Genomic DNA, 23575 nt, shown 5'->3' on the forward strand with positions numbered 1-23575 from the left:
CACTTCTCCCAACGGGCTCAGGCGGCCGTCGGCCACGCAGCAGGATCGACGAAGCTGGGCCCGCGGGCACCCTTGTCCAGCCAGTCGGCGACATCGGCGAGCACATATCCGGCGAGCGCCAGGTGACCGTCCACCGTGTCCCCCGCGATGTGCGGGGAGAGCAGCAGGTCCGGGCAGCCCAGGACGGCGGCGTCGAGGACGGGCGGTTCGGGGTCGAAGACGTCCAGCGCGGCGAGCAGCCTGCCCGCGAGGACGTGTTCCAGCAGCGCGACCTGGTCGATCGCCGGGCCGCGCGAGGAGTTGACGACGATGGTGTGGTCGGGCACCTGCTCGATGAGCGCGCGGCTGACCAGCCCCCGCGTCTCCGGCAGGTCCGGGACGTGGAGCGAGACGAACGGGCAGCGCAGCGTCTCCTCGAGACCGGCCGTCCGCACACCCAGCGCGGCGGCCCGCTCCTCGCCCAGGTACGGGTCGTACACCACCACGTCACAGCCGAACGGCCTGAGCAGCGTGATCAGGGCGCGCGCGGTGGAGCTGGCGCCGAGGATGCCGACCGGGCGGCCCGCGAGTTCGCCGCCCCGGAACCCCGTCTGCTTCCAGCCCCCGCCGCGCACGGCGGCGTCGAACCGGGGCAGTCGGCGGGCCAGGGTGAGCATCGCGGCGAGGCAGTACTCGCCCACCGACCAGGCGATGCGGCCCGCTGCGGAGAACACCGCCACGCCCTGGTCGAGCACCTCCCGGTCGAGGAGCCTCTTCACCGACCCGGCCGCGTGGGCGACCACCTTGGGCCCGCGCCCGTCGGCCCAGATCGAGGCGTCCAGGTGCGGGGTGCCCCAGCTGGTCAGCAGGACGTCGCACTCGGCGGCCAGCGCCGCCACGTCGTCGGCGCTGAGCCGGTCCCCGGCCCAGACCGCCTCGTAACGGGTCTCGATCAGGCGGCGGGCGTCGGGGCCGCAGACGTCGGCGGCGCGTTGGGGGGTCATGGCAACAGCGATTCTGGACAACCTGGCTCCTCGGAGGCGGACGGCTGTGCGCTGGTGTCCTGACGGTAGGACGTGGCGTTATGCACGTCCAAGCCCGATTTCGCATGGCGCGATACCTTGACGGCATGGACCTTTCGCTGCAGCAGCTGCGCGGCTTCGTCGCCGTAGCGGAGGAACAGCACTTCGGACGGGCCGCCGAGCGGCTCAATATGACCCAGCCCCCGCTGACCCGGCAGATCCAGGCCCTGGAACGGTCCCTCGACGTCGTCCTCTTCGAACGCACCGGCCGCGGCGCCCGCATCACCGCGGCGGGGCAGGTGCTCCTCGAACACTGCCGGAGGGTCCTCGCGCTGCTCGACGCCGCGCCCGTCGCCACCCGCCACGCCGCCGAGGGCCACACCGGCACCCTGCGCCTCGGCTTCACCTCGATCGGGGCGTACGCGATCCTCGCCGACGTCCTCGACCTGGTGAAACGCCGCATCCCCAACGTCGCGGTCGAGCTGTCCGAGATGGTCAGCCCGGAGCAGTTCACCGCGCTCGGCGACCTGCGGATCGACCTCGGGCTCGTCCGGCCGCCGATCCCCGAGGGCTACGCGTCGGTCCTGATCCACTCGGAGGACCTGGTCCTCGCGGTTCCCGCCACCCACGCCCTCGCCGAGGGCACCGGCCCCGTCCCCCTCTCGGAGGTGACCAACAACTACATCGGCTACAGCCCCGAAGGCTCGCGCTATCTGCACGACATCTGCGCCGCCATGATCGGCGTCGACCGCTACGCCGTCAGCCAGCTGACCTCCCAGGTGCCGACCATGCTCGCCCTGGTCCGGGCGGGCCTGGGCTGCGCGCTGATCCCGCGCTCGATCATGACCATGGGCGTGCACGGCGTCCGCTACCGCGAACTGGCCCCCGCCGACGCCCACTCCGTCACCCTGCACGCCTGCTGGAGCCCGGACAGCCCCAACCCGGCCCTCCACCGCCTGACCGACGCCCTCGGCCGTCGCTGACGGGAAAAGTCTTGGAACCGATCGGTAAGGATGCGCCGGGTCCACGACATATAGAGGGTGTGGAGACCTTGAAGACCCGGAGCGACCGTGACCGCGCCGCGCGGTTCACGGCCCTGTATGTCCGCGACCATCCGCGGGTGTGCGCCTTTGTGCACCGGCGGTCGGGCGACCGAGGAGCGGCGGAGGAACTGACCGCCGAGGTCTTCCGTACCGCGTGGGAGCGCATGACGGCCGGTCAGGACGTGGGAACAGGCTGGCTTTTCGTCACCGCGCGCAACCTGCTGAGCAACCACTACCGCTCCGTGGCACGCCTGACGGAGCTGCACCACACCATCGCCGACGCGCTGGGCCGCGCCCCGGCGTCGGGCCAGGACAACGCGGTGCTCGACGCCCTCGACCGGCTTCCGGCCGCTCACCGCGAGGTCCTGCTGCTGAGCTACTGGGACGGACTCAGCGCCACGGAAGCCGGTGAAGTCCTCGGGTGCAGTACGTCTGCGGTATGGGTCCGGCTGCACCGAGCCCGCAAAGCGTTCCGTCATGTTTACGATCGGCCCGAGGAGTCCGTGTGATGCGCGTAAAGCCTCTGATCAAGAACGCCAACCCGGTCCCGGACGCGGCACACGAGGGCCTGTCGGCGCGCGCCGCCGACGAACTGGCCGCGCTGGTCGGCCCCGGTGGCGCCGCCGCCCCCGCGCCCGCTCGCCGGTCGCCCCGGCGGAGCTTCCTGATGGCCGCCGTGGCCGGCGGGGCCGCCGTCGCCATCGGCGGCGTCACCTTCTTCAGCCTCCAGGACGACCCGGCCAACCCGAGCACCGACCCGGCGAGCCCGGGCGGCGGTGCCATGGCCGATGAGCCCTACTTCGGCAGCACGGCCAGGCTGGAAGGCGCGGCGACCGTGATCGTACGGGCGCGGCTCGGCGCCGGACGCGAGGAGACCGTCGACGACATCCCCACGACGGTGGCCACGGCGAACGTGATGGCGACCGCCAAGGGCGAGCCGTCGGGCGATGCCATCCAGGTGTCCTACACGACCCCCGGTTCCGGGCCCGAGACCGCCGACCTCACCGCCGGGAAGGAGTACGTCCTCCTGCTCGAAAAGGGCGATGACGGAAGCTTCTTCCTGGTGAACACCACCCAGGGCTGGTACACGGTCGATGACGGCACGGCAGTCCCCGCGCGGGACAACGACGTGGCACTGAGCCCGGGCGTCCGCAAGGCGCTCCGACTCGCACCGCCGAGCCGGTGACACAGCGCCGATGACACGGCGCCGGTGACACAGCGCAGGTGACACAGCGCCGGTGCGCCACGGACGATCCGTGGCGCACCAGCTGGGTGTGGTGCTCGGGGTCGTGGCTACCGCGTGCGGTTCTTGGCGATCCTGTCCGCCCTGGCGGCCAGCTGACCGATCTTGCCCGCGTTGTCGAAACCGGCACCCGACACGGCCTTGACCGTGCCGCCCGATGCGACGGTGTAGAGCGCCTGCTCCGGGTTGACCAGGTCGTACGGGTTCTTGCCGCCGTGGTCGGCGAGCATCAGCACGTACTGCGGTCCGCCCTTGGCGAGCATGGTGGTGCCCTTCTCCTGGTACGTGACGCCCTTGTACGCGCCGCCGAGCTGGCTGACCTCGATGGTGTCCCCGACGGCCACATCCCCGGCGAGGGACTGGGAGACCTTCACCTTGGAGACGGTGACGATGATCGGGTCCGCCTCGGCCGCCTTCTTGGCCGCCTTGGCTTCGGCGGGCGACAGCCCGGCCTGCGGGTTGGTGGCGGGGTCGTCGCCTGAGGGCGCCTCGGGCAGCATTTTCTCCACCCGGCTACTGACCACGGTTCCCTTGACGACGACGTCGGACTTTTTGATGACCGCGTCGAGCGAGGAGTACTCGGGATAGTCCGCGTGATAGGCCATGGTGTCCGAATCCGCCGTGGACTTGGCCTTCTTGGATTCACCGTCCGCGGAGCAGCCGACGGCGGCGAAGGCGGCGAGCAGCGCCGTCCCGGTGATGAGGATGTTCCGTCTCGCGGTCACGTGTAGATCCTCTTCACCTCGGACTTGTCATAGGCCAGCGGCTTCTGCACCGTCGATCGGTTACGACTGTGCTTCATCAACGACGCTTTGCTCGTGTTCGGATTGTCGTCGAGGCTGAGCCCGTGTCCGAGTTCATGCGTAACGGTGCTCCGAACCCACTTGTCGTACTGGGATATGGAATCCGTGTCCCGGTCGATGGTCCTGGCATTGACCTGGATCTTGAAGGACCGGTTCGGCCGCGACCCGGACGGCGCATACAGGCCGTACCAGCTCCCGTTGTAGCGGTTGGCCGTGAAGCTGGGCTTGGCACTGGACTTGCGCTTGATGTTCGCGCCGACACCGGCGGTGTTCCAGTTCTTGCGACCGGTGTCGAAGTACTTGACCCATTGGCTGTTGATGCCGACGGTCTTGACGCTGAACGACCGCTTGGGCATGCCCCCGCTGTAGTACGTGGCATGGGCGGGTGTCGACCCGGCCAGGGTGCCCACGATGGCCAGCGAGGCGCACGACGTCAGGGTCAGTAACGCACGCGGATATCTTCGGTTCAAAACTGTTCCTCCGTGAATTGAGCAGGCGGCTTGGCCGAATGCGTAAGCGCATTTCTCCACGGTTGGTGCAGCGCGAGAAATCCTTGTCCTGGATGTCAGGCCGCAGGAAAGGATCCGAAAGGAAATGGGGATGCGAAAAGTCAACGCATCCTGAAATGTACTGCCTTCCCCCTTTTGATCCCCCGTTGATCGGCTGCTTCGCTCTTGCCTACCGAGGCGGTCAGCCGTTTACCGAACACGCACCGCATTTGCCGTGTCGATGTTCGAGGCCAAGCTTCACAGGCGGCGCGCACCCAGGCATCCGCCTCAAGAAGGAGCAATGCGGCAATGTCCTCCTACTTGAGGCGGTGCCCCCCTAGGGGACGTCCCGTAGCCGGTGCCCGCGTCGTAGCCGATCCCGAAACCCGTCCCACGCAAGCGTCAGGCGGTGGTTTCGCGGCGTACGGGCCACAGGTGCACGACGACCGCCGCCGCCGCGGATGCCGCGATGGCCAGGGCCATCGGCAGGGCCGCCCCGTTGCCGCCGAGGCCCGTCAGCGGCGCGGCGATGCCGCCCAGGGCGTACTGGAGCAGGCCCAGCAGCGCGGACGCGGTACCGGCCATCTCGGGGTGTCCGGACATCGACAGCGCCGTGGAGTTCGGCATGATCAGGCCGATGCTGGAGACCAGCGCGAAGAGCGAGGCGAGCACGGCGGCCACGCCGAGGTCGGCGAGTACGGACAGCAGCAGCGCGCCGCCACCGGCCGCGCACAGCGCGAGCCCGGCGCGGAGCAGCGAGGACGGCGAACGGCGGCGCAGCAGGCGGGCGTTGCCCTGGCCGAGCAGCGCGATGCCCAGCGCGTTGGCCGCGAAGACGATGCTGAACTGCTGCGGGTCCAGGCCGTACGTCTTCTGGAGCACGAAGGACGACGCCGAGATGTACGCGAACATCGCGGCGAACGCGCAACCGCCCGCGAGGGCGGGCCGCAGGAACCCCGGGTCGCGCAGCAGCGCGCCGAAGCTGCGGACCGTCTGCCCGAGCCCGCCGCGGCGCCGCCGCGCGGACGGCAGGGTCTCCCCCACGACGACCACGGTGGCCGCGAGCAGGAGGGCGCCGATGAGGGCGAGGACGAGGAAGACCCCGCGCCAGGACGTGAAGCGCAGCAGCTGGCCGCCGACGACCGGGGCGAGGATCGGTGCCAGGCCGTTGACCAGCATGAGGAGCGAGAAGAAGCGCGCGGCGGCGGTGCCCTCGTAGAGGTCGCGGACGATGGCGCGGCTGATCACGATGCCCGCCGCGCCCGCTATGCCCTGGACGGCGCGCAGCCCGGTCAGGGCACCCACATTCGGCGCGACGGCGCACAGCACGGACGCCACGAGGTACCCGGCGAGCCCGATCAGGAGGGGCACCCTGCGCCCCCAGCGGTCGCTGAGCGGCCCGGCGATCAGCTGTCCGACGGCGAGGCCGATGAGGCAGCTGGTCAGGGTCAGCTGGACGGCCGCGTCCGGGACGGCGAAGTCCCGCGCGAGGGCGGGCAGCGCGGGCAGGTACATGTCCAGCGACAGCGGACCGAACGCCGACAGCGCCCCCAGGACGATGAGCAGCCGCAGTGCACGAGGGGGCGCTACGGGCGCGGGCGGGGTCGAGACGGTGGGGGACGTGGCGGCGGTGTCCATGAGCAGCAGGGTAACCATATTGCTGACTGCTCAGCAATTGACGAGTCAGCGACTTATGCGGCACTAGACTGCCCGCAAGATCCATAGGGGAAGGCAGACACGCCATGGGGGCACGGAAGCGCACCGCCGCGGAGGCGGCCCGCGGGCCCCTCGTCCACGAGTTCGGCCTGCTGCTGAAGGCGGCGACCCACCTGGAACAGCGCATCAACGCCGCCATGCGGGCGGAGTCCGGCATCAGCCACGTGATGTTCGAGGTGCTGATCCGGCTGTGCAAGGACCCCGAGGAGCAGGTCTCCCAGCGCGCCCTGGCCCAGGACCTCATCCTGACCAGCGGCGGGGTCACGCGGCTGATCGACCGCATGGAGGAAGCGGGCCTGGTCCGCCGCGTGCCGTCGCCCGACGACCGCCGGGTCACGCTGGTGGAGGCGACCGCGGAGGGCGAGCAGACGTTCGTGCACGCGGTGGACGTCCACGCCCGCATCGTGGAGCGCTACTACGTCGCCCCCGTGACGGCCGCCGACCGCGACCGCCTCACCGCGTCCCTGGAACGCATCACCACGGCGCTCCTGGCCGACTCCGGCGGCACCGAGGACTCATCCCCCTAGAGCTTGCTGAGTGCCTGCATCGCCTCGCGCTCGACACGCGAGAGCTCGTGGAGGAGGGAACCGGCCTGCGTGAGGTTCTGCGCGTCGCCGGATTCGCCCGCTGTCGCGATGAGCGCGGCCACCTGGGTCCAGAGGGTGGCGGCCTCGGCGTACAGGCGGTGGCCGGTGCGCAGGTGGCCGCTGTCGATCAGCTGGGCACACTCGGCGAGGAAGTCCCGGTAGAGATTGCGGAACAGGGCACCGCCGGTGCCTGCCCTCTCCATGAGGTCGGCGGCCCGTGGCAGGTCCTCCCCCGGATTGTCGCTGCGCTGGAGCCACTTCGGCACCTGCTGGGCGGTCTTCTCGATGCCCCGGTGGCCCAGGTTCGCGATGGGCGGGTTCAGGAAGGCGTCGGCGCAGGTCTTGATCGCGGGGATGATCCGGTCCTGCGGCGACGTCAGCGGTGACGTCGAGCCGCTGGGCGCCGTGAGGGTGAACGAGCGGTGCTTGGCGGTCATGGGGCCGCGCTCGGCCCTGGCCCTGGCCAGGGCCGAGAGGCTGGTCGAGACGGCTCCGCCCTGCGGGGCGGTGTCCACCAGGTAGGCGTTCTGTTCGTCGTAGCCGTACATGGCCACCACGTGCCCGCCGAAGTGCACCTTGGTGCTGAAGTAGTCCAGGTGGTAGCTGTCGAGCTGAAGGCCGACCGGCCGACCGGCGTCGATGGGTGCCGCCACGTTCTGCCACGCCTTGCGCGGGGAGGTGGTCTCCCCGACCAGCAGCTCGAGCCCGAGCGCGGCGGCCAGGTTCTTGGTGAGCTCGAACGGCTTGACCCGGCCTCCCAGGAAGGGAAAGCCCATGGCTTTGCTGTCCCAGTAGATGAAGGACAGCCCGGAGCCGAGCCCGAACAGCATGGGCTCGGACGCTTCGAGTCCCTCATGCCGCAGCAGCACGCCCAGCGCCGTCGTCTCGCAGTGCCGCATACCGCGGGCATCGATGTCCTTCACCATGGTCATGCTGGCCATTCTCCTGCCTCGTGGCCGGTGAACAGGTTGATCAGGCTGTGGGGCGCGCCCGCTCCGTAGAACATCTCGTGGACCTGGGCGCCTTCCGCGGCGGCCGCGGCGCTGCGGGGGAACATGGCCCGCTCGTACGCGGTGAGCGCGGCCTCGACGTCGTCCGGGTACGCGGCGAGGGCCTGGCCCAGTTCGGCGCCGTCGTACATGGCCAAGTTGGCGCCCTCGCCGTTCGGGAGCGAGAGGTGGGCGGCGTCGCCGAGCAGGGTCACCCCCGGCACCCGGGTCCATCGGTGCTCGACGGGCAGGGCGTGGAGGGGCCGCAGGACCGGTGCGGTGTCACCGTCGGCGATCAGCGCGGTGAGTTCCGGTGCCCAGCCGTCGAACTCCCCCGCGATCCGCGCGGTGGCCGCGGCGGAGTCGGTGAAGTCGATGTTCGCGAACCAGTCCCGCGGCCGGGCGAGCATCACGTAGGTGTGCAGGGTGCCGCCCCTCTCCCGATGCGCCAGGAGTCCCTTGCCCGGCGCGAGCGCGAACAGCGACCCGCCACCGACCGCTTTCGCGCCGGCCGGGTGCCGGGTGTCGGCGTCGAACAGGCAGGTCTCGACGGCCGACATACCGATGTACTCGGGTGTCGCGGGGGACAGCAGTGGCCGGACCCGGGACCACGCGCCGTCCGCGCCGACCAGCAGGCCGGTGGTGACGGTGGTGCCGTCGGCGAACGTCACCTCGTGGCGGCCCCCGCCGAGGGCACGGGTACGGCTGACCTTGTGGCCCCACCGGACGGTGTCGGCCGGGAGCGAGTCGAGGAGCATCTGCCGCAGCTCGCCGCGCAGCACCTCGGGGTTGCCGCCCGTACCGTCGTCGGCATGCTCGAACAGGACGGTCCCGTCCCGGTCGAGAACCCGTATCGCCTGGCGGCCCTCCAGGATGAGGCCGCGTAACTCGTCCATCAGGCCCGCCGCGCGCAGAGCAGGCTGTCCGCTGTCCTCGTGGATGTCGAGCATTCCGCCCTGCGCACGCGCCGTCGCAGAGACCTCCGCCTCGTAGACCGTGGCCGGAATGCCGTGGACGTGCAGGACGCGGGCGAGGGTGAGTCCGCCGAGTCCGGCACCGATGATCGTGACGTCAGTGGTCATGGTGTGGAAAGCTTCCAGGCCCCACCGACAGGTCACCTACAACGCACCGACAGCCGGGCACGCACCCAGGGTGTCACTTCTCGGCCGGGCCGGGTTCCCCGCTGATGGATTTCTGGTAGACGTCCGCATAGGTGGGAGAGTCCTTGACCAGGTCGTCGCAGAACGCGGCGACGTCGTTGCCGATGAGTTCCAAGACCCCCTTGCCCGCGGCGACGCCCTCCTCGAAGAAGTCGACGATCCCGGGGAGTAGTGGCCCGTCAGGCAGGTCGATCGGTCCGACCTTGAACAGGTACCTCTGCATCTCCTTGTAGACGATCTGGTAGTCCGGCGGGAGCGCCTTGACCCGAGCCATGTGCGCCCGCCACTGCTTCTTGCCCTCGATGATGTCTTGGATGCTCACGTCAGCCTCCCAGCCGGCTCAATTTCCTCGCGACGTTCCTGTTCAACTGCTCGCGCCACCGGTCGCGATAGGTTCGAGCCCCTTCTCCACCGGCCAGCGCCGCGCAGAAGCCTTGGACGTCGTCGCCGAGCACCTCGTGGACGCTCTGCCCGTCCGCCGCTGTCTCTTCGAGCAGCCCCAGGGCTGCGTCGAGGATCGGCATCAGGTTGCGGCCGGTGAAGCCCGCGTAGGGGAAGAGGTTGCCCTTGATCTGTTCCCACGCCGCCCGGTAGTCGTCCGGGAGGGCCTCGGCCCGGGCTTCGAACGCCTTCCATTCCCTGGTGAGATCGCTGCCGGTGATGGTCTCCCAGAAGTTCATTTCCCGCCCTCCTTGAGCCTGTCGATGCGTGATGAGACGTACTGCCATTTCGCCCAGAACTTCGCGAGTTCCTCGCGTCCGGCGTCGTTGAGCGCGTAGAACTTGCGCGGCGGACCGACCCCGGATGGTCGTTTCGTCACCTGGACGAGTCCGTTCCTCTCCAGCCGCAGCAAGATGGTGTACACCGTCCCCTCGATGACGTCGGCGAAGCCGAGCTCGTTCAGCTGACGGGTGATGGCGTACCCGTAGGTTTCCTCGCTGCCGATGATTTCGAGCACGCACCCTTCGAGCGTGCCCTTCAGCATTTCCGTCAGGTCGTCCATCGCGGGTCCTCCTCAGCCCCATCGGTACTGAGTGGTACCGAGTACTGCTATACGGTACCACCGAGTAGCGGAGGGCGGCACTGCGAAGCCATGACCCGACCCCTGGTTCTTGGCGGGCCGACACGCTCAGGAACTTCCCATATCCACCGCAAATGGACGGAACTCATCCGGCGGCGGACCGCATCCTCCCCCGTGGAACGTCCGCAACGACCAAGGGGGAACGGATGAACCGCAAGAGCAGGATGATCGGGCGCACACTCACCGCCGTCGTCGCCGTCAGCGTGTTAGGGGCCATCAGCGCCTCACCGGCGAGCGCCGCCGCGCACTGGGCGAACGGGGCGTACACGGGGCAGCACAACTGGAAGAGTGACCTGTATCTGAGGGGCGGCCTGGAGGCCGGGTCCGGCGAGATCCGCGTCGACTGGACCGGCGGCAAGGTGGGCATCCGCGGATACGCCTTCGACGCTTCGCCGGACGGCCGAGGCACGCTGGTGCGGGTCAGCTACGACTACTACAGCGGCGGTGCGTGGCACCACGCCTCGAAGAAGACCGCGGCCAAGGCGGCAGGCGCGTTCAAGATGACGAACTTCGCCAAGCACTCCACGCTGTCGGTCAAGAACCTGCACGCGCAGGTGTGCCTGTACAACAGCCGGGGCCAGACGTCCTGGTGCGGACCGGTGCGCTAGGGGGTACGGGACCCGGCGATCTGCGGCTGCGCCGTGTGAGCGCGCGTGACCGGAAGCGATGCCGCGGGCACGCAGCCGGTCCCGACGGCCCCGGCTGCGTGCCCACCGAGACGGTGCGTCAGATGATGGCGAGGCGGTCCACCAGCAGCTCCATCCTCCGCTCGGCGTACTCCGGCGGCAGCCGTCCCGCCCGGGCCAGGGTCGCAAGGCCATGCAGGGCCGCCCAGAACACCTCGGTGAACACCCCCGGGTGGACGCCGTCCCCGGCAACCTCGCCGAGACTCTCCAGCAGGGCGGCGAAGGCGTCCTTCAACGGCTCCGGAGTGTCCTCCTTCGCGAACACCAGGCCGCCGTCGAGCAGGAACATGGCGTCGTAGACCGCCGGGTTGGACTCGGCGAAGTCGAGGTAGGCGCGGGCGAGGGCGGTGACCCGGGCGCGCGGTCCGTCCGCGGCGGAGGCCGCGGTCCGCACGGCCGCGGCCATCTCTGCGGCGCCCTCAAGGGCGACCGCACCGATGATCTCGCGCTTGCCGCGGAAGTGGCTGTAGAGGACGGGCTGGCTGTACTCGATGCGCTCGGCGAGGCGGCGCGTGGTGACCGCGTCCCACCCCTGCTGCTCGGCGAGTTCGCGGGCCGTCGCCACGATGAGGCGCTCACGGCCCGCCCGTTCGCGCTCCTTGCGTTCCTGTACCGACATGATTCGACTCTAGCACCGCTAGACAGTCGAGCGGCAGTAGGTCTAGTGTTGCTTCATCACCTAGCATCGCTAGACCCCGGGAGGGTCATCATGCTCACCGCACTTGAGGTCATCACCACCGTGATCGTCGGCCTGATGGTGGGGGTGGAGTTCTCCGTCGCCTTCGTCATCAACCCGATCCTCGACGCACTCCCCGAGGACAGTCACCAACTCGGCCGCGCCCACGGGGGCCGGATGCTCGGCGCCGTGATGCCGGTCTGGTACATCGGCTCGCTCGTCCTCGTCGCGGTCTGGGCCATCGCCGGACGGCACCACGACGGCGCCGGCCTCGTCGTCACCTCCGGCGCGCTGCTGATCCTCAGCGTGATCATGTCGCTCCTGCTGCTCGTCCCGATCAACAACCGGGGCAAGACATGGACCCCCGAGAATCGGCCCGCCGACTGGAAGCAGCAGATGAACCGCTGGGACCGCTTCCACTACGTCCGCGTCGCCGTCATCATCGCCGCCTTCACCCTGCTCGTCGCCGCCCTCGCCTGAGCCCGCGGGCAGACACCGCGCCGGCGGCGCCCACCGCACCGACCCAGCCGCGGTAGGCGTCCACGTCGACGTTGCTGCCGCACACGATGGTGGCCACGGGTCGGCCCGCGAAGCGGTCACGGTCTTCGAGGACCGCCGCGATGCCGAGCGCGGCCGACGGTTCGACGACGAGACCGGCGTGGTCCAGGAGCATCCGCATACCGGCGATGATCGACGCCTCCTGGACCAGAACAGCGTCGTCGGCGACCACGAGGAGGTCGTCCAGGACGGCCGGGATGGGACGCCGACCGGCCACGCCGTCGGCGATGGTGTCGGTCGAGTCGGTGGTGACGACGCGCCGCCCGCGCCACGAGCGCGTCATCGCCGGTGCGCCCAGCGGCTGGACGCAGACCACCTCGACGTCGGGGGCCAGGGCCTTCACCACATGGCCCACGCCGGTGGCCAGCGCCCCGCCGCCGAGGGCGATCAGGACGGTGTCGAACGACGGCGCGGTGGCCACCAGCTCCAGGCCGATGGTCGCCGCGCCCTCGCAGGTCTCGATGTCCAGGCTGTCTTCGACCAGCCGGATGCCGTCGTACCGCGCGATGGCCGCCGCCCGCTCGCGCGCCATCTCGTGGTCGCCGTCCACCAGCTCCAACCTGGCGCCCAACGCGCGGATGCGGTCAAGCTTGGTCACCGTCGCGAAGCGGGATGCCACGACGGTCACGTCGAGCCCCCGGTCGCGACCGGACCAGGCCAGGGCTTGACCGAGATTGCCCGCGCTGGCACACACCACGGCTCGCGAGCCGCCACCGTCGGCGAGCGCGCTCGCGACGACCTCGGTGCCGCGCGCCTTGAAGCTGCGGACCGGGTTCGCCGTTTCGAGCTTGATGCTCACCGCACACCCGAGGCCGGGCTCCAACGCCTCGCAGCGGTACAGCGGAGTGTCGAGAAAAATCGGGTCGATGACCCGGCGAGCCGCCCGGATCCGATCGGTGTCGAGGCGCGTCTCCTGCACGACACAGCAGCGTAGCCGCCCAACCTGTCAACCGACCGCCTTCGTCCACTCCTCGACGCTCGTCACCTCGGCCTGGCGCGGGAACACCTTCTCGGTGAGCACCCGGTGCACCTCCTCGTCCGCGTCGGCGCACCCGTCGGCCAGCACGGTGAGCCGGTAGTCGAGGTCGGCGGCCTGGCGGCAGGTGGACAGTACGACGCCGCTGGTCGCGACGCCCGCCAGGACGAGATGGGTGAAGCCACCCGCCCTCAGCACCATCTCCAGGTCGCTCCCGGCGAAGGCGCTGACCCGCTTCTTGGTGATCACGACCTCATCGAGCCGGGGCGCGATGTCCGGGTGGATCGCGGCGTCAGGGTCCTCGGGCGTGAAGGCGCCCTCCGGCAGTGCGCCGAACATCTTGTTGCCGTCCGCCGCCTCGGGGTGGCCGGACCGGAAGCCGACCACCACGTGCAGAACGGGGATTCCGGCGTTACGGGCAGCCTCGACCGCCTGAGCGAGTCGCGGCAGGTAGTCAGGGGCGGCGATGCGGCCGACGATGCCCTTCTGGATGTCCATCACGAGCAGTGCGGTGTTCGACATGGTGATCGCGTCTTTCATCAGGAACGTCAGGAAGCAGAGGAGGATGAGCCGACGCGGCTCAGCGAGCGGTCCGCGATCGTGATCGCCAGAAACAGACCGGCGATGGCGAGCATGAACCACGCCAGCCCGTGCAGCCCGCCGGTGTCCGCGCGGGCGCCGAAGAAGACGCCGTTGGCGCCTGAGGCAACCATCGCGCCGAGGTAGAGGAAGGTCCGCAGCAGACCGGCCGAGGAGCCCATCCGCTCCGGGTCGGCCTGGTGGTACACCGCGTTCTGCAAGGCCAGGTTATTCAGCCCCTGCGGTATACCGGCGACGACCGCGATGACGATCAGCAGCCACACTGGGCTGTCCGGCTGGAGCGTGAGCGCCAGGAGGCATACGGCGATCTGCCCGACCGCGCCGACCAGCAGCTTGCCGCGCACCTGGGCCCGCTTACCGGTGGCGGTGGACACCGCGATCCCGGCCAGGAACAGCGGCAGTTGCGCGAGCCCCGCCTGCGTCGCCGACAGCCCCCGCCCCTCCTGGAGCCACTGGGTGTACCCGTACAGCAGGACGTACGACACGACGGCGACGAGGAGCATACGGGCGTACGTGAGCAGCAGCGGTACGTTGCCGCCGAGCACCCGCAGATCGATGAACGGCTCCGCCACCCGCAGCTCCCGCACCGCGAACCCGGCCGCCGCCACCACCATCAGCACCGGCAGGTACCAGCGGTCGGCCCCCGGCTCCATCAGGAACAGCAGCAGCGATACGAGCATCCCGGCGAACAGCGCCATGCCGGGGAGGTCCAGCCCGGCCGCCCCTTCGCGCTCCCGGCGCGGGTCGGTCTTCGGCAGACGGAGGAAGCCGAGGATCAGACCGGCGGCGGCAAGCGGAAGGTTGACGGCGAAGGTCGTACGCCAGCCACCCAGCCCGATCAACAGCCCGCCCAGCGACGGACCGACGACCGCCACGGTCTGGTTGGCGATGGCGAGCGCGGTCAGCACCCCGGCGGGGCTTTCATGGCCCGTACGCCTCGCCTCGCTGCGGATGAGGTACATCGCGGCCGGATAGCCCGCGCAGGTCCCGAACCCGAGCACCACCCGCGCGACGATCAGCGTCGCCAGGTTCGGGGCCAGTACGCCGATCAGTCCCGACAGTCCCGTCAGCGCGGACCCGAGGAGAAAGAGGCGGCGCGGCCCGTAGAAGTCGATCAGCCGCCCCACGACCGGCTGCCCTATCGCGGTCGCCAGGTACAGCGCCGACACCAGCCAGGCCGTCTGCGACGGCGGAGCGCCGAAAGCCGCGCCGATCGGCACCAACGACACCGAGACGATGGACGAGTTGACCGGGTTGAGGATCGACCCCAGCATCATCGGCGCGAGCAACCTGCGGTCGAAACCGCCGCGCGCCTGGGGCTTGGTGGTACGTCGTATCAGCCGTGTGATCATGCGTCGCTGAGCCGGTCCAGCAGGGCCAGCGAACTGATAATCGCCTGCCGTTCGTCCTCGGTGAAGCCGGATTCCAGGGCCTGGGACAGCCACTCCTCGCCCGCGCGCTGCTTGTCCTCCAGGAACGCCTGGCCCGCCTCGCTCACCGAGATCAACTGCCGCCGCCGGTCATCCGGATCGGGCCGTCGCTCGATAAGACCCCGCTCATCGAGCGCGCCGAGGGTCATCGCCATGGACTGCGGCCGTACGCGCTCGGCGGCGGCCAGCGCACTGGCCGAGGAGGGCCCGTCCCTTCTGAGCCTGCTGAGCACGGACGTCTGGGTCGGGGTGAGCCCTTCCGTGTCGTACGACTCCCGGAACCGCCGCCGCAGGCGGCCCACGACGACGCGGATCTCGTGCGCGGCCTGCACTGAGGACGCGGACATGCCGCGAGGGGTCTCTGCCATCCCCTCACGGTATTTTCTTCAGTCCAGCCTGTCCAGTCTGGACTGAACAGGCTGGACTGTTTAATCAGACGTTCGTGGCGAACCCTACGAAGGCGTCCCACGCGGTGGCCGGGAACGTCAGCATCGGGCCCTCGGTGACCTTGCTGTCACGGACGTGGATGGCGTTGAGGCAAGCGGCGACCTCGACGCACTGGCCGCCCTCGCCGCCGCTGTAGCTGCTCTTATGCCAGTCCATGGCGACCTCGACGCAGTTGCCGCCCTCGCCCCCGCTGTAGCTGCTCTTGAACCACATCAACTCGCTTATGCCCCTGCTCATAGCTCTCCCAGCATCCCCTCGATGAGGTCCAGCGACTCCCGTGGATTGAGAGCCTGGGCCCGGATGACCCCATACCGTACGGCGATGGCGCGGACCTCTTCCCGGTCGGTGATCAAAATGCCACGCCCCTGGGCTTCCAGGTAGGCGACCTGCTCCCCCTTCTTGGGAACCATCAGCGTGAACGGGCCGTCGATACCGGCGTTGTCCTCCCGGGCCGTCGGCATGACCTGGATCTCGACGTTACGGTTCTCCCCGATGAGCAGCAGATGTTCCAACTGTCCGCGCTGAACCTTCTTTCCGCCATACGGCTTGCGCAGCACCGACTCCTCGATGACGAAGCTCATGACGGGGGCGGGGTTCGCGCTGAAAACCGTCTGGCGGGCGATCCGCGCGATTACGCCTTGTTCGATGACCTCCTGCCCCAGCCGGGGACGACGCAGCGTGAACATCGCGTGCGCATAGTCGTCCGTCTGCAAGAGCCCGTTGATGACGTGGGTGTCGTACACATGGACCTCAAGCGCTTCCGCTTCGATCTGTGCCGCATCGCGGAAGAACGCCGGATAGTGCGCCAGCGCGCACTGCTCCTTCATCGCCTTGAGGATGCCCCGGGCACTCAGCACCTCGTCGGCCTTGTCGATCAGGTCCGGCTTGGGGATGCGGCGCCCGCATTCCACCGACGCGATCTGGTCCGCGCTGTACCCGACACGCAATCCCAGTTCCGCCTGAGTGAGCCCCGCCGTCTCTCTCAGCACCTTCAGCTGCCTGCCGAACCCCCTCAGGAACGCCGACGCCTTCTCCGTACCTGCCATGTCACCACCCCTGCCCTCGCGCCCTCGTGTCCGACAGACACTGTCCGTACAGGCGCGCTTACTGGTCAGGCTAGGCACACGACCACCACCCTCGTTGCCATGACGACCGAAAATCCCCCCTCATGGGGTACGTCCCAGGGGCAAATCCCCGCCGTACCCGGAGAGTTCGCCATGCGCTTCACCTCGACGCCTCGCGGTGCGCGGCTCGCTCGGCGGCTCGTATCGCATCGGCTGGCCGCGTGGGGCTACCCGTACGATTCCAGCCCCAACGAGATCACCACGCTGATCGCCAGCGAGCTGTGTCCGAATGCGGTGCGTCACGGACGCGTCCCCGGGCGGGACTTCCACGTACGGCTGACCGCGCCGCTGGACGACTCCGGCCCGATCCGTATCGAGGTGTCGGACACCCGTGGCGAGCGGCAGCCCGCGCTCACCACGGCGGCGCCGGAGGCGGAGACGGGGCGCGGACTGTTCCTCGTGTCGCAGTTCGCCGAGCGGTGGGCGGTTGGGCCACGGCCCAACGGTGGGCCCGGGAAGACCGTTTGGGCGGAGATCGCAACAAAATACAGCGCGCCCAGCCCTAGGGTGGACGGCTATGGAACAGCGGATGCAAGCCGCTCTGCGCGTGGAGATCAGCGCGGAGGCGGATGATGGGGATCTCGCGATCCACGACCTGTACCGGTGGCTGCGGCAGGACACGGACGTTCGTGCGCATGCCGATCTGAACATGATCCCGAGCCCCTCGCACGGGAAGCTGGAGATCATCGATCTGGTGGTCAGTCAGGGGCTCGGCGCGCTGAACCTCGGGCTGTCGTACGCCGCGTGGCGTGCCGCGCGTCCGACCGCGCCCGCGGTCATCATCAGCGCCAACGGCCGGTCCATAACGGTGCGCGGGGAGTGTGACGCGGAGACGGTGCGCCACTTCGTGGAGGCGATGGAGTCCGCGTCCGCTCCCGACCCGACCCCGGCGGCGGAGGCGGACAGCGCGTAACAGCCCGCCATGCCGGGGCGGACCGGCAGGCTCCGCAGGTTGGGGGTGCCTGGACTCGGCGTGACCCCGAGCGGCTAGGGTCCAACCACGAGTGATCGCATAGTCGTCGAAGCGTGCTGCCCCACAGCGAGCCCGCGTCGACACGGGGGGAAGGTCATGGCAACGCTCGCCGACCGGCCGGAGGGCGAGGACCACGAGCAGGGGCCGCGCCGGCGCAGGTGGCTGGTGTGGTTCCTGGCCTTGTGCGTGGTGTGGACGCTCGGCGCGTTCGCTTGGGCGGCCGTCGCGCTGCTCACTCCTGCCGGTGACGGTCCGGAGGGGGCAGTGGAGCGCAAGGCGGGGATGCACCACGATCAGCATCCATCCGCGGGGCGCTACTACGTACCGACGTACGCCAAGGTGGAGAAGGACGGCACCGCGGTGCTCCGGTACAAGGTGGGCAACGGCCAGGACTCAAGCGTCGAGGACTTCCTTCGTACGTACGACATCACCGCCGAGCCGAAGCGCACCAGCCCGTCCAAGGTGACGTACTCCGACCACTTCGGCGATGTACGGCGAACATTCACGATCATCTACAACCCGTCGCCCAAGACTGGCGGGTACGACTACGCGCGGATCACCGTCAGAGCCACTCCTTGAGGTACCGCTTCAGGGCGCGCTGCGCCTGTCGGCGCGCCGTAGCGACCGGGTCGGGGAGGGCCGACAGGCCGTACAGGACGGTCGCGCCCTCGTGGAGCAGGAGCAGTTCGTCGGCGAGGGCGTCGGGGTCCTCGGCACCCGCGTCCTCGGACAGGCCCCGCAGGTAGTCCCGCAGCCAGCGCTTCTGGTCGCTGATCACCTGGCGGGCCGGATGGCCGGTGTCCGGCAGCTCGGCGGCGGCGTTGACGAAGCCGCAGCCGCGCGGGTTCTCGCGGTGCATCCAGACGCCGAGGGCGTCGAAGGTGGCGAGGATGCGGTCCGGCGGGTCCTGCCGGGGCGCTTTGTCGACTTCGGCGGTCAGCCAGACCCGCCACCGCTCGTCGCGCTCGCGCAGATACGCGGCGACCAGCGCTTCCTTGCTGCCGAAGCGCTCGTACAGCGTCTTCTTGGTGACTCCGGCGTGCTTGGCGATCAGATCCACGCCGACCGCGTTGATCCCCTGCCCGTAGAACAGGTCGCTCGCGGCGTCCAGGACGCGGCGGGCGGCCGGGGTGAGTGTCTCCATGGGCCGTGATCCCTCCCGACGAGACTTGACGGGTATACCGATCTGTTTAGTCTAGTACGTGAGCGACTAAACAGACCGGTATACACAGTAGTCAGGGGAGGCACTTCATGCCCATCACCGCGATCACGTCCGTCGGCCTCGTCGTGATGTGGAGTTCCGGCTTCATCGGCGCCGAACTCGGCACCCGCGAGGCCCCCGCCGACACGCTGCTGATGTGGCGCTTCATCGCGGCGGCCGTTCTGCTGGGCGGCGGCTGGCTGCTCTTCCGGCGACGCAGAGTCTCCGGTCGCGCCGTGGCGGAGCAGGCCGTCATCGGCGCGCTGTCGCAGGGCGGGTACCTGGGCGGGATCGTGTGGGCGGTCGGGCTCGGCGTACCGCCCGGGACCGCCGCACTGATCGCCGCCCTGCAACCCCTGGCCGCCGGTGCCCTGGCCGGGCGACTGCTCGGCGAGACGGTGACCGCCCGGCAGTGGGCGGGGCTCGCGATCGGGCTGGGCGGTGTCGCCCTCGTCGTACAGGGCGACCTGTACGGGACGTCGGCCGTGACGCCCTGGGCGTACGGGCTCCCCTTCGCGGCCATGGCGGCGCTGCTGGCGGCGAGCTTCCTGGAGCGGCGGGCGCGGGCGCCGCTGTCGCCGATGGACGCGATACCGCTGCACTGCCTGACCAGCGCGGTGCTCTTCGCCGGGGTCGCCCTGGTCGGCGGGCACGCGGCGCCGCCGTCCGGCGGCGGGTTCTGGTTCGCCGTGGCGTGGACCGTCGCGCTCTCCACCGTGGGCGGCTACGGCTTCTACTGGCTGAGCGTGCGGCACAGCGGAGTCACCCGTACCTCCGCGCTGATCTACCTGACGCCGCCGACGACCTCGGTGTGGGCGTACGCGATGTTCGGCGAGGCGCCGGGGATGCTGGCGCTGGTGGGGATGGCCGTGTGCGTGCTCGGGGTGGCGGCGGCGAACCGGCGCCCCGGGCGGTCGGCGCGGCCGGAGCGGTCCGCACGGCCGGACGACACCGCCGAGCGCCCCGTACGCGTCGGCCGATGAGGAACTGCGGGCGGGGTACACCGACCTGACACCGACCGGGCCGTACGTCAGCAGCACTGCCAGGTGAACATGGCCTGGTCGAAACGGCCCGCGGCGAGGTCCTCGGGGCGGATCAGCCAGTACAGGACACCCTCGTCGCCCCACATCATGTCCGCGTCCTCGTCGGAGTCGAACTGGGCCAGCGGCACCCAGCGTTGCGCCTCCTCCTTGATCCGGGGGTCCTCCCACGCCACGCCCCCGCCGAGCGCACCATGCGCCACCACGATCTCCACGGCGCCCTGGACCGACTGCGCATGGCCGCCGATCTGATGCGCGGTGCCGCTCTCGTACTCCCACAGAGCCCTCTCGAAGGCGTCCGGAAGCTCGGCGCCGCCGAGCACGGGCGATTCGGTGTCGGGGGCGCTCGGGCCGAGGCGCGCGGTCAACGGCACCGTCGGATACGGAGTGAGCCCGGCGGGGGCGGGGCGCTCGGGCTCGCCGTCCGAGATGGGCGGCAGATGGAGCACACGGGCTCCGGCCCAGGTGCCGGGGTCGGCGGTGTCGACCAGGGCGTCGTCGTCCTCGTCGCCGTAGTAGAAGAAGGCCAACCGCCCCTCCGTCGGCAGCGGTACGTCCAACTCGCCCGTGGGCAGCGCGGCGCAGTCGACCGCCGCCACGAAGCGCAGCGGACCCTTGCCCTCCCACACCGGCCACGCCACGTCGGCGGGCAGCCGGGGCAGCCCGCCGAGCTGCCCGACGACCGGATCGCCCGCCTCCGCCTTCCGCAGGTGGGCCGCGGGGCGCAGCAGGGCCGTCCAGCGGCGGGCCAGGTCGGCGGGGAGGTGGGCGCGGGCGAGGGCATGCAGCGCGTTCGTCATACGGGCCATCATCACGGGCCCCACCGACACCGGAGGTTGTGGGCAATCGTTCCGCAGGGCGGAACGGGTGGGCACAACCCCGCCACTGGCCCGCACCGGGCAGCGAAACCTACAGGCCCGCTATTCGGTCTTGCTAAGTACTGGTAGTCAGCGTTACTGTGTACCGGTACTCAACACCGCTGACTAGCGCAGGGAGGAGGTGTTCCATGACCAAGCTGGAGACGGAGATGCTCAAGGGCACGCTGGAGGGCATCATCCTCGCGACCCTGGCCGGACGGCCCGCCTACGGCTACGAGATCACGGCGCGGCTGCGGGAGCAGGGGTTCTCCGACATCGCCGAAGGGACCATCTACGCGCTGCTCGTCAGGATCGAGAAGCGCGGGCTCGTCGACGTGGAGAAGGTCCCCTCCGAGAAGGGGCCGCCGCGCAAGGTGCACTCCCTCAACGCCCAGGGACAGGAATACCTCGAAGAGTTCTGGAGGACCTGGAGCTTCCTCACGGAACGTCTGGAGCAGCTCCGCGAAGGGGGCAAGTAACCATGTCCGATGCCGAAAAGAGCGGCTTCATCTCGAAGATGATCGGGCCCAAGAAGCGCTGGAGGGCGTACAAGGCGCGCGCCAAGGAGCTTCCCGGGAACTACCGCACCGCGGTCGGAGCGATCGAGCGGTACCTGATGCACTTCGTGCCGACCGACGGCGACAGCGTTGAGTCGATGTTCGAGGACCTCGCCGACCTCTTCGAAGAGGCCGCGGCGAACGGAACGCCGATTCGCGAGGTCGTCGGGGAAGACCCTGTGGAGTTCGTCGAGGCGTTCGCCAAGAACTACACGGAGGGCGGCTACGTCCCCGCCCGTGCGCGGAAGCAGCTGACCGACGACATCGAGCACGCCGCCGGTGAACAGGGGGATTCATGATGGGAAAAGGCAACAGCGGCTTCTCCGCGGCAGGGCTGCGCCGACTGCGCGACGTACTGGCACGGCATGTCGAGAGCGGGAAGATACCCGGGCTCGTCGCCCTGGTCAGCCGCGGCGAGGAGAGACACGTCGAAGCGATCGGGACGATGCGCCATGGCGGCGGCTTGCCGATGCGCCGGGACACCATCTTCCGGATGGCCTCGACGACCAAGCCCGTCGCGGTGGCGGGGGCGATGGTCCTGCTGGACGAGTGCCGACTCCGGCTGGACGACCCGATAGATCGGTGGCTGCCCGAGCTCGCCGACCGGCGGGTGCTGAAGCGGGCCGACGGCCCGCTGGACGACACCGTACCGGCGCGGCGTCCGATCACCGTGCGGGACCTGCTCACTTCCACGTGCGGGCTCGGACTGGATATGACGGCGAAGGACGCTCCGATGATGGGCGCGTTCTTCGAGCAGGGGGTATACGGGCAGGAATGGTTGCTGCCGGCACCGGAACCGGATGAGTGGATGCGCCGCCTGGCCACGCTCCCGCTGATGTACCAGCCCGGAGAGCGGTGGCTTTACAACGTCAGCGACGACGTGCTCGGCGTGCTCGTCGCCAGGGTCACCGGCCAGTCGTTCGAGACGTTTCTGCGCGAACGCGTCTTCGAGCCGCTGGGCATGAAGGACACCGGTTTCCACGTGCCCGCCGACAAGCTCGACCGGTTGCCTCCCCTGTACGCCCCCGATCCGCAGACCGGGGAGTTCATCGTGGCGGACGAGGTCGAAGGGGGACACCACAGCAAGCCCCCGGCGTTCCAGTCGGGCGGCGGCGGACTCGACTCGACCGTCGACGACTATCACGCCTACTTCCGGATGCTGCTCAACCACGGGACGCACGGTACCCAACGGGTGCTGTCCCGGCCCGCTGTCGAGCTGATGACCACCAACCGCCTCACGCCCGGGCAGTTGGCCGCCCGAGAAGCCTGGGCCCGCGACGTCGTCCACCTGGCACACGGCACGGGGCAGCACGGCGGCTGGGGCTTCGGGATGGCGGTGCGCACCTACCGTGGTGACTACGCGCCCGTCGGCCAGTTCGGCTGGGACGGCGGAGCCGGTACCACTACATACGCCGACCCGGAGAACCAGCTCGTCGGCATCCTGCTCACCCAGACCGGGATGTCCACTCCGGATTCGTCGCGGGCCATCCACGACTTCTGGACCACCCTCTACCAGGCAATCGACGACTGACCTGCCCCCGTCTCGGCGCGCGGAACGCACACGACCCGGAGGCCCGGGAATCCCCGGGCCTCCGGGGTGACCGGGCGGCACCAGCGGCATCCCCCGACCGCTGAACCGCCTGCCGTCGTCCAGGGAACACCTTGTGAGCTGGGGAGCCCGGCAGGTCAAGGAACCGTAAAAGGGGGACGTTCGTTACCCCGGACATGACCGCTATGACTCCCGGCTCGAACCTCCCCCTCACCGTCCCGCGCGTGGCGGTGGACGTCACCGCGCCCGTGCGGCTCGACGTGTCGGGCCTGCTGCTCACCACCGACGGCAAGGTGCGCTCCGACGACGACTTTGTGTTCTACAACCAGCCCACCGGCCCCGGCGTGACCCACCGCGCCGGGGCCGGGGGCGGTGGTGACGCGATCACCGTCGACACCGCCGCCGTTCCCCCCGACATCGACAAGATCGTGGTGACCGCGAGCCTGGACGCCCCCGGCGCCACCTTCGCGGGCACCGAACCGACCGCCACCGTGCGCGGGGCGGACGACGGCGCCGTGATCGCCACGTTCACCCCGCCCCAGCTGGGGACGGAGACCGCGCTCGTGGTCGTCGAGGTGTACCGGCGGGGCGGGGGCTGGAAGGTGCGGGCCGTGGGGCAGGGCTATGCGAATGGCTTGGCGGGCATCGCGACGGACTTCGGCGTAACGGTGGAAGAACCCGCCGCCCCGGCCGCCCCGGCCGCGCCTGCCGCTCCCCCGGTCACCCAAGCGCCCCCGCCCACCGGCCCGGCGGCCCAGATGGCCCCGCCCCCCATGCCCACCGCTCCCCC

Annotated in this window: 32 protein-coding genes; 14 read left to right on the plus strand and 18 right to left on the minus strand. The window is 69.8% G+C overall.

The features are described 5' to 3' along the window. Positions 1-17: 17 nt before the first annotated feature. The gene (locus EEJ42_RS49125; RefSeq protein ID WP_246098029.1) at positions 18-983 is read right to left on the minus strand and encodes a hydroxyacid dehydrogenase; all 966 of its coding nucleotides are present in this window, start codon (positions 981-983) and stop codon (positions 18-20) included. Between the two features lie 125 nt (positions 984-1108). On the opposite strand from EEJ42_RS49125, the gene EEJ42_RS49130 reads away from it, so the two are divergent. From EEJ42_RS49130 to EEJ42_RS49140, 3 genes are read left to right on the plus strand one after another with little or no spacing between them, the layout of a single operon-like run. Beyond that, a complete protein-coding gene (locus tag EEJ42_RS49130) occupies positions 1109-1984 on the plus strand; it encodes a LysR family transcriptional regulator (RefSeq protein ID WP_246098031.1) in 876 nt (291 codons plus the stop codon). A gap of 59 nt (positions 1985-2043) precedes the next feature. Further along, positions 2044-2553, plus strand: a complete 510-nt coding sequence (locus EEJ42_RS49135) for an RNA polymerase sigma factor (protein ID WP_123108628.1) — start codon at positions 2044-2046, stop codon at positions 2551-2553. Further along, entirely contained in the window at positions 2553-3230 is a 678-nt protein-coding gene (locus EEJ42_RS49140) for a hypothetical protein (RefSeq protein ID WP_246098033.1), read from the plus strand. Before EEJ42_RS49135 ends, EEJ42_RS49140 begins: the two co-directional genes overlap by 1 nt. Positions 3231-3337: 107 nt before the next feature. Here the strand turns inward: EEJ42_RS49140 and EEJ42_RS49145 are convergent, their stop codons facing one another. The 3 genes from EEJ42_RS49145 to EEJ42_RS49155 all read right to left on the minus strand — a co-directional run bounded on the left by EEJ42_RS49145 (position 3338) and on the right by EEJ42_RS49155 (position 6216). Next, positions 3338-4012, minus strand: coding sequence for a hypothetical protein (locus EEJ42_RS49145; protein ID WP_123108630.1), 675 nt, complete (start codon positions 4010-4012; stop codon positions 3338-3340). Next, on the minus strand, positions 4009-4560 hold the full coding sequence (locus EEJ42_RS49150; RefSeq protein ID WP_246098035.1) for a zinc metalloprotease: 552 nt from the start codon (positions 4558-4560) through the stop codon (positions 4009-4011). Before EEJ42_RS49150 ends, EEJ42_RS49145 begins: the two co-directional genes overlap by 4 nt. A gap of 420 nt (positions 4561-4980) precedes the next feature. Then, entirely contained in the window at positions 4981-6216 is a 1236-nt protein-coding gene (locus tag EEJ42_RS49155; protein WP_246098036.1) for a Bcr/CflA family multidrug efflux MFS transporter, read from the minus strand. Between the two features lie 104 nt (positions 6217-6320). Between EEJ42_RS49155 and EEJ42_RS49160 the strand changes: the two genes are divergently transcribed. Then, positions 6321-6821, plus strand: a complete 501-nt coding sequence (locus EEJ42_RS49160; protein WP_123108632.1) for a MarR family winged helix-turn-helix transcriptional regulator — start codon at positions 6321-6323, stop codon at positions 6819-6821. Here the strand turns inward: EEJ42_RS49160 and EEJ42_RS49165 are convergent. The 5 genes from EEJ42_RS49165 to EEJ42_RS49185 all read right to left on the minus strand — a co-directional run bounded on the left by EEJ42_RS49165 (position 6818) and on the right by EEJ42_RS49185 (position 10033). Beyond that, a complete protein-coding gene (locus tag EEJ42_RS49165; RefSeq protein WP_123108633.1) occupies positions 6818-7813 on the minus strand; it encodes a BtrH N-terminal domain-containing protein in 996 nt (331 codons plus the stop codon). The genes EEJ42_RS49160 and EEJ42_RS49165 overlap by 4 nt on opposite strands. Beyond that, the gene (locus tag EEJ42_RS49170) at positions 7810-8952 is read right to left on the minus strand and encodes an FAD-dependent oxidoreductase (protein ID WP_123108634.1); all 1143 of its coding nucleotides are present in this window, start codon (positions 8950-8952) and stop codon (positions 7810-7812) included. Before EEJ42_RS49170 ends, EEJ42_RS49165 begins: the two co-directional genes overlap by 4 nt. Positions 8953-9025: 73 nt before the next feature. Beyond that, a complete protein-coding gene (locus EEJ42_RS49175) occupies positions 9026-9352 on the minus strand; it encodes a DUF1048 domain-containing protein (protein ID WP_123108635.1) in 327 nt (108 codons plus the stop codon). Position 9353: 1 nt separating this feature from the next. Continuing rightward, on the minus strand, positions 9354-9710 hold the full coding sequence (locus tag EEJ42_RS49180; RefSeq protein WP_123108636.1) for a DUF1048 domain-containing protein: 357 nt from the start codon (positions 9708-9710) through the stop codon (positions 9354-9356). Continuing rightward, positions 9707-10033 (minus strand): PadR family transcriptional regulator, encoded by a 327-nt coding sequence (locus tag EEJ42_RS49185; RefSeq protein WP_123108637.1) that lies wholly within the window; start codon positions 10031-10033, stop codon positions 9707-9709. Before EEJ42_RS49185 ends, EEJ42_RS49180 begins: the two co-directional genes overlap by 4 nt. A 224-nt stretch (positions 10034-10257) precedes the next feature. Here EEJ42_RS49185 and EEJ42_RS49190 point away from each other — a divergent pair, with 224 nt between their 5' ends. Then, positions 10258-10719, plus strand: coding sequence for a hypothetical protein (locus EEJ42_RS49190; protein ID WP_123108638.1), 462 nt, complete (start codon positions 10258-10260; stop codon positions 10717-10719). 118 nt (positions 10720-10837) lie between these two features. Here the strand turns inward: EEJ42_RS49190 and EEJ42_RS49195 are convergent, their stop codons facing one another. Further along, positions 10838-11416 carry a TetR/AcrR family transcriptional regulator gene (locus EEJ42_RS49195; RefSeq protein WP_123108639.1) on the minus strand — a complete coding sequence of 193 codons (579 nt, stop codon included), beginning with the start codon at positions 11414-11416 and terminating at the stop codon, positions 10838-10840. Positions 11417-11506: 90 nt separating this feature from the next. On the opposite strand from EEJ42_RS49195, the gene EEJ42_RS49200 reads away from it, so the two are divergent. After that, a complete protein-coding gene (locus tag EEJ42_RS49200; protein WP_123108640.1) occupies positions 11507-11953 on the plus strand; it encodes an anthrone oxygenase family protein in 447 nt (148 codons plus the stop codon). On the opposite strand, the gene EEJ42_RS49205 is transcribed toward EEJ42_RS49200, so the two are convergent. The 6 genes from EEJ42_RS49205 to EEJ42_RS49230 all read right to left on the minus strand — a co-directional run bounded on the left by EEJ42_RS49205 (position 11925) and on the right by EEJ42_RS49230 (position 16530). Then, positions 11925-12950 carry a threonine ammonia-lyase gene (locus tag EEJ42_RS49205; protein WP_246098038.1) on the minus strand — a complete coding sequence of 342 codons (1026 nt, stop codon included), beginning with the start codon at positions 12948-12950 and terminating at the stop codon, positions 11925-11927. The genes EEJ42_RS49200 and EEJ42_RS49205 overlap by 29 nt on opposite strands. Before the next feature lie 27 nt (positions 12951-12977). After that, complete coding sequence (locus EEJ42_RS49210) at positions 12978-13529, minus strand: cysteine hydrolase family protein (protein WP_123108654.1); 552 nt, start codon at positions 13527-13529, stop codon at positions 12978-12980. 26 nt (positions 13530-13555) lie between these two features. After that, the gene (locus EEJ42_RS49215) at positions 13556-14959 is read right to left on the minus strand and encodes an MFS transporter (RefSeq protein WP_123108641.1); all 1404 of its coding nucleotides are present in this window, start codon (positions 14957-14959) and stop codon (positions 13556-13558) included. Beyond that, a complete protein-coding gene (locus EEJ42_RS49220; RefSeq protein WP_123108642.1) occupies positions 14956-15405 on the minus strand; it encodes a MarR family transcriptional regulator in 450 nt (149 codons plus the stop codon). The genes EEJ42_RS49215 and EEJ42_RS49220 overlap by 4 nt, the downstream gene beginning before the upstream one ends. A 64-nt stretch (positions 15406-15469) precedes the next feature. After that, positions 15470-15721: a DUF397 domain-containing protein gene (locus EEJ42_RS49225; protein ID WP_123108643.1), complete on the minus strand. Its 252-nt coding sequence runs from the start codon at positions 15719-15721 to the stop codon at positions 15470-15472. After that, positions 15718-16530, minus strand: coding sequence for a helix-turn-helix domain-containing protein (locus EEJ42_RS49230; protein WP_123108644.1), 813 nt, complete (start codon positions 16528-16530; stop codon positions 15718-15720). The genes EEJ42_RS49225 and EEJ42_RS49230 overlap by 4 nt, the downstream gene beginning before the upstream one ends. A gap of 171 nt (positions 16531-16701) precedes the next feature. Here EEJ42_RS49230 and EEJ42_RS49235 point away from each other — a divergent pair, with 171 nt between their 5' ends. The 3 genes from EEJ42_RS49235 (at position 16702) to EEJ42_RS49245 (ending at position 18160) form a co-directional block, all read left to right on the plus strand. Next, a complete protein-coding gene (locus EEJ42_RS49235; RefSeq protein WP_123108645.1) occupies positions 16702-17181 on the plus strand; it encodes an ATP-binding protein in 480 nt (159 codons plus the stop codon). Beyond that, positions 17138-17521, plus strand: coding sequence for an effector-associated constant component EACC1 (locus EEJ42_RS49240; protein ID WP_184503636.1), 384 nt, complete (start codon positions 17138-17140; stop codon positions 17519-17521). The genes EEJ42_RS49235 and EEJ42_RS49240 overlap by 44 nt, the downstream gene beginning before the upstream one ends. A gap of 156 nt (positions 17522-17677) precedes the next feature. Further along, a complete protein-coding gene (locus EEJ42_RS49245) occupies positions 17678-18160 on the plus strand; it encodes a hypothetical protein (RefSeq protein WP_123108646.1) in 483 nt (160 codons plus the stop codon). On the opposite strand, the gene EEJ42_RS49250 is transcribed toward EEJ42_RS49245, so the two are convergent. After that, the gene (locus tag EEJ42_RS49250) at positions 18144-18725 is read right to left on the minus strand and encodes a TetR/AcrR family transcriptional regulator (RefSeq protein ID WP_123108647.1); all 582 of its coding nucleotides are present in this window, start codon (positions 18723-18725) and stop codon (positions 18144-18146) included. The two genes, EEJ42_RS49245 and EEJ42_RS49250, sit on opposite strands and share 17 nt — an antisense overlap. A gap of 107 nt (positions 18726-18832) precedes the next feature. Between EEJ42_RS49250 and EEJ42_RS49255 the strand changes: the two genes are divergently transcribed. Further along, positions 18833-19765, plus strand: coding sequence for a DMT family transporter (locus tag EEJ42_RS49255; RefSeq protein WP_123108648.1), 933 nt, complete (start codon positions 18833-18835; stop codon positions 19763-19765). A gap of 47 nt (positions 19766-19812) precedes the next feature. Here the strand turns inward: EEJ42_RS49255 and EEJ42_RS49260 are convergent, their stop codons facing one another. Continuing rightward, positions 19813-20622: a YwqG family protein gene (locus tag EEJ42_RS49260; RefSeq protein ID WP_246098043.1), complete on the minus strand. Its 810-nt coding sequence runs from the start codon at positions 20620-20622 to the stop codon at positions 19813-19815. A 206-nt stretch (positions 20623-20828) separates the two neighbouring features. Between EEJ42_RS49260 and EEJ42_RS49265 the strand changes: the two genes are divergently transcribed. From EEJ42_RS49265 to EEJ42_RS49280, 4 genes are all read left to right on the plus strand, one after another. After that, positions 20829-21158, plus strand: a complete 330-nt coding sequence (locus EEJ42_RS49265) for a PadR family transcriptional regulator (protein ID WP_123108649.1) — start codon at positions 20829-20831, stop codon at positions 21156-21158. Positions 21159-21160: 2 nt separating this feature from the next. Next, entirely contained in the window at positions 21161-21535 is a 375-nt protein-coding gene (locus EEJ42_RS49270; RefSeq protein ID WP_123108650.1) for a DUF1048 domain-containing protein, read from the plus strand. Next, on the plus strand, positions 21535-22767 hold the full coding sequence (locus EEJ42_RS49275) for a serine hydrolase domain-containing protein (RefSeq protein WP_221179510.1): 1233 nt from the start codon (positions 21535-21537) through the stop codon (positions 22765-22767). The genes EEJ42_RS49270 and EEJ42_RS49275 overlap by 1 nt, the downstream gene beginning before the upstream one ends. Positions 22768-22970: 203 nt before the next feature. After that, positions 22971-23575: TerD family protein (locus EEJ42_RS49280; protein WP_148082248.1), on the plus strand; the 605-nt coding region annotated here is incomplete at its 3' end.

The organism is Streptomyces botrytidirepellens (assembly GCF_003721215.1).
Lineage (GTDB): Bacteria > Actinomycetota > Actinomycetes > Streptomycetales > Streptomycetaceae > Streptomyces > Streptomyces himastatinicus.

Excerpts from the sequence above, each read along its gene's own strand:
- EEJ42_RS49260 (WP_246098043.1), bottom strand. The coding sequence starts at position 20,622 with ATGACGAACGCGCTGCATGCCCTCGCCCGCGCCCACCTCCCCGCCGAC.
- EEJ42_RS49230 (WP_123108644.1), bottom strand. The coding sequence starts at position 16,530 with ATGGCAGGTACGGAGAAGGCGTCGGCGTTCCTGAGGGGGTTCGGCAGG.
- EEJ42_RS49215 (WP_123108641.1), bottom strand. The coding sequence starts at position 14,959 with ATGATCACACGGCTGATACGACGTACCACCAAGCCCCAGGCGCGCGGC.
- EEJ42_RS49160 (WP_123108632.1), top strand. The coding sequence starts at position 6,321 with ATGGGGGCACGGAAGCGCACCGCCGCGGAGGCGGCCCGCGGGCCCCTC.
- EEJ42_RS49225 (WP_123108643.1), bottom strand. The coding sequence starts at position 15,721 with ATGAGCAGGGGCATAAGCGAGTTGATGTGGTTCAAGAGCAGCTACAGC.
- EEJ42_RS49275 (WP_221179510.1), top strand. The coding sequence starts at position 21,535 with ATGGGAAAAGGCAACAGCGGCTTCTCCGCGGCAGGGCTGCGCCGACTG.
- EEJ42_RS49255 (WP_123108648.1), top strand. The coding sequence starts at position 18,833 with ATGCCCATCACCGCGATCACGTCCGTCGGCCTCGTCGTGATGTGGAGT.
- EEJ42_RS49210 (WP_123108654.1), bottom strand. The coding sequence starts at position 13,529 with ATGTCGAACACCGCACTGCTCGTGATGGACATCCAGAAGGGCATCGTC.
- EEJ42_RS49170 (WP_123108634.1), bottom strand. The coding sequence starts at position 8,952 with ATGACCACTGACGTCACGATCATCGGTGCCGGACTCGGCGGACTCACC.
- EEJ42_RS49220 (WP_123108642.1), bottom strand. The coding sequence starts at position 15,405 with ATGGCAGAGACCCCTCGCGGCATGTCCGCGTCCTCAGTGCAGGCCGCG.
- EEJ42_RS49125 (WP_246098029.1), bottom strand. The coding sequence starts at position 983 with ATGACCCCCCAACGCGCCGCCGACGTCTGCGGCCCCGACGCCCGCCGC.
- EEJ42_RS49250 (WP_123108647.1), bottom strand. The coding sequence starts at position 18,725 with ATGGAGACACTCACCCCGGCCGCCCGCCGCGTCCTGGACGCCGCGAGC.
- EEJ42_RS49155 (WP_246098036.1), bottom strand. The coding sequence starts at position 6,216 with ATGGACACCGCCGCCACGTCCCCCACCGTCTCGACCCCGCCCGCGCCC.
- EEJ42_RS49240 (WP_184503636.1), top strand. The coding sequence starts at position 17,138 with ATGCAAGCCGCTCTGCGCGTGGAGATCAGCGCGGAGGCGGATGATGGG.
- EEJ42_RS49200 (WP_123108640.1), top strand. The coding sequence starts at position 11,507 with ATGCTCACCGCACTTGAGGTCATCACCACCGTGATCGTCGGCCTGATG.
- EEJ42_RS49190 (WP_123108638.1), top strand. The coding sequence starts at position 10,258 with ATGAACCGCAAGAGCAGGATGATCGGGCGCACACTCACCGCCGTCGTC.
- EEJ42_RS49235 (WP_123108645.1), top strand. The coding sequence starts at position 16,702 with ATGCGCTTCACCTCGACGCCTCGCGGTGCGCGGCTCGCTCGGCGGCTC.
- EEJ42_RS49165 (WP_123108633.1), bottom strand. The coding sequence starts at position 7,813 with ATGACCATGGTGAAGGACATCGATGCCCGCGGTATGCGGCACTGCGAG.
- EEJ42_RS49180 (WP_123108636.1), bottom strand. The coding sequence starts at position 9,710 with ATGAACTTCTGGGAGACCATCACCGGCAGCGATCTCACCAGGGAATGG.
- EEJ42_RS49130 (WP_246098031.1), top strand. The coding sequence starts at position 1,109 with ATGGACCTTTCGCTGCAGCAGCTGCGCGGCTTCGTCGCCGTAGCGGAG.
- EEJ42_RS49265 (WP_123108649.1), top strand. The coding sequence starts at position 20,829 with ATGACCAAGCTGGAGACGGAGATGCTCAAGGGCACGCTGGAGGGCATC.
- EEJ42_RS49185 (WP_123108637.1), bottom strand. The coding sequence starts at position 10,033 with ATGGACGACCTGACGGAAATGCTGAAGGGCACGCTCGAAGGGTGCGTG.
- EEJ42_RS49140 (WP_246098033.1), top strand. The coding sequence starts at position 2,553 with ATGCGCGTAAAGCCTCTGATCAAGAACGCCAACCCGGTCCCGGACGCG.
- EEJ42_RS49245 (WP_123108646.1), top strand. The coding sequence starts at position 17,678 with ATGGCAACGCTCGCCGACCGGCCGGAGGGCGAGGACCACGAGCAGGGG.
- EEJ42_RS49195 (WP_123108639.1), bottom strand. The coding sequence starts at position 11,416 with ATGTCGGTACAGGAACGCAAGGAGCGCGAACGGGCGGGCCGTGAGCGC.
- EEJ42_RS49270 (WP_123108650.1), top strand. The coding sequence starts at position 21,161 with ATGTCCGATGCCGAAAAGAGCGGCTTCATCTCGAAGATGATCGGGCCC.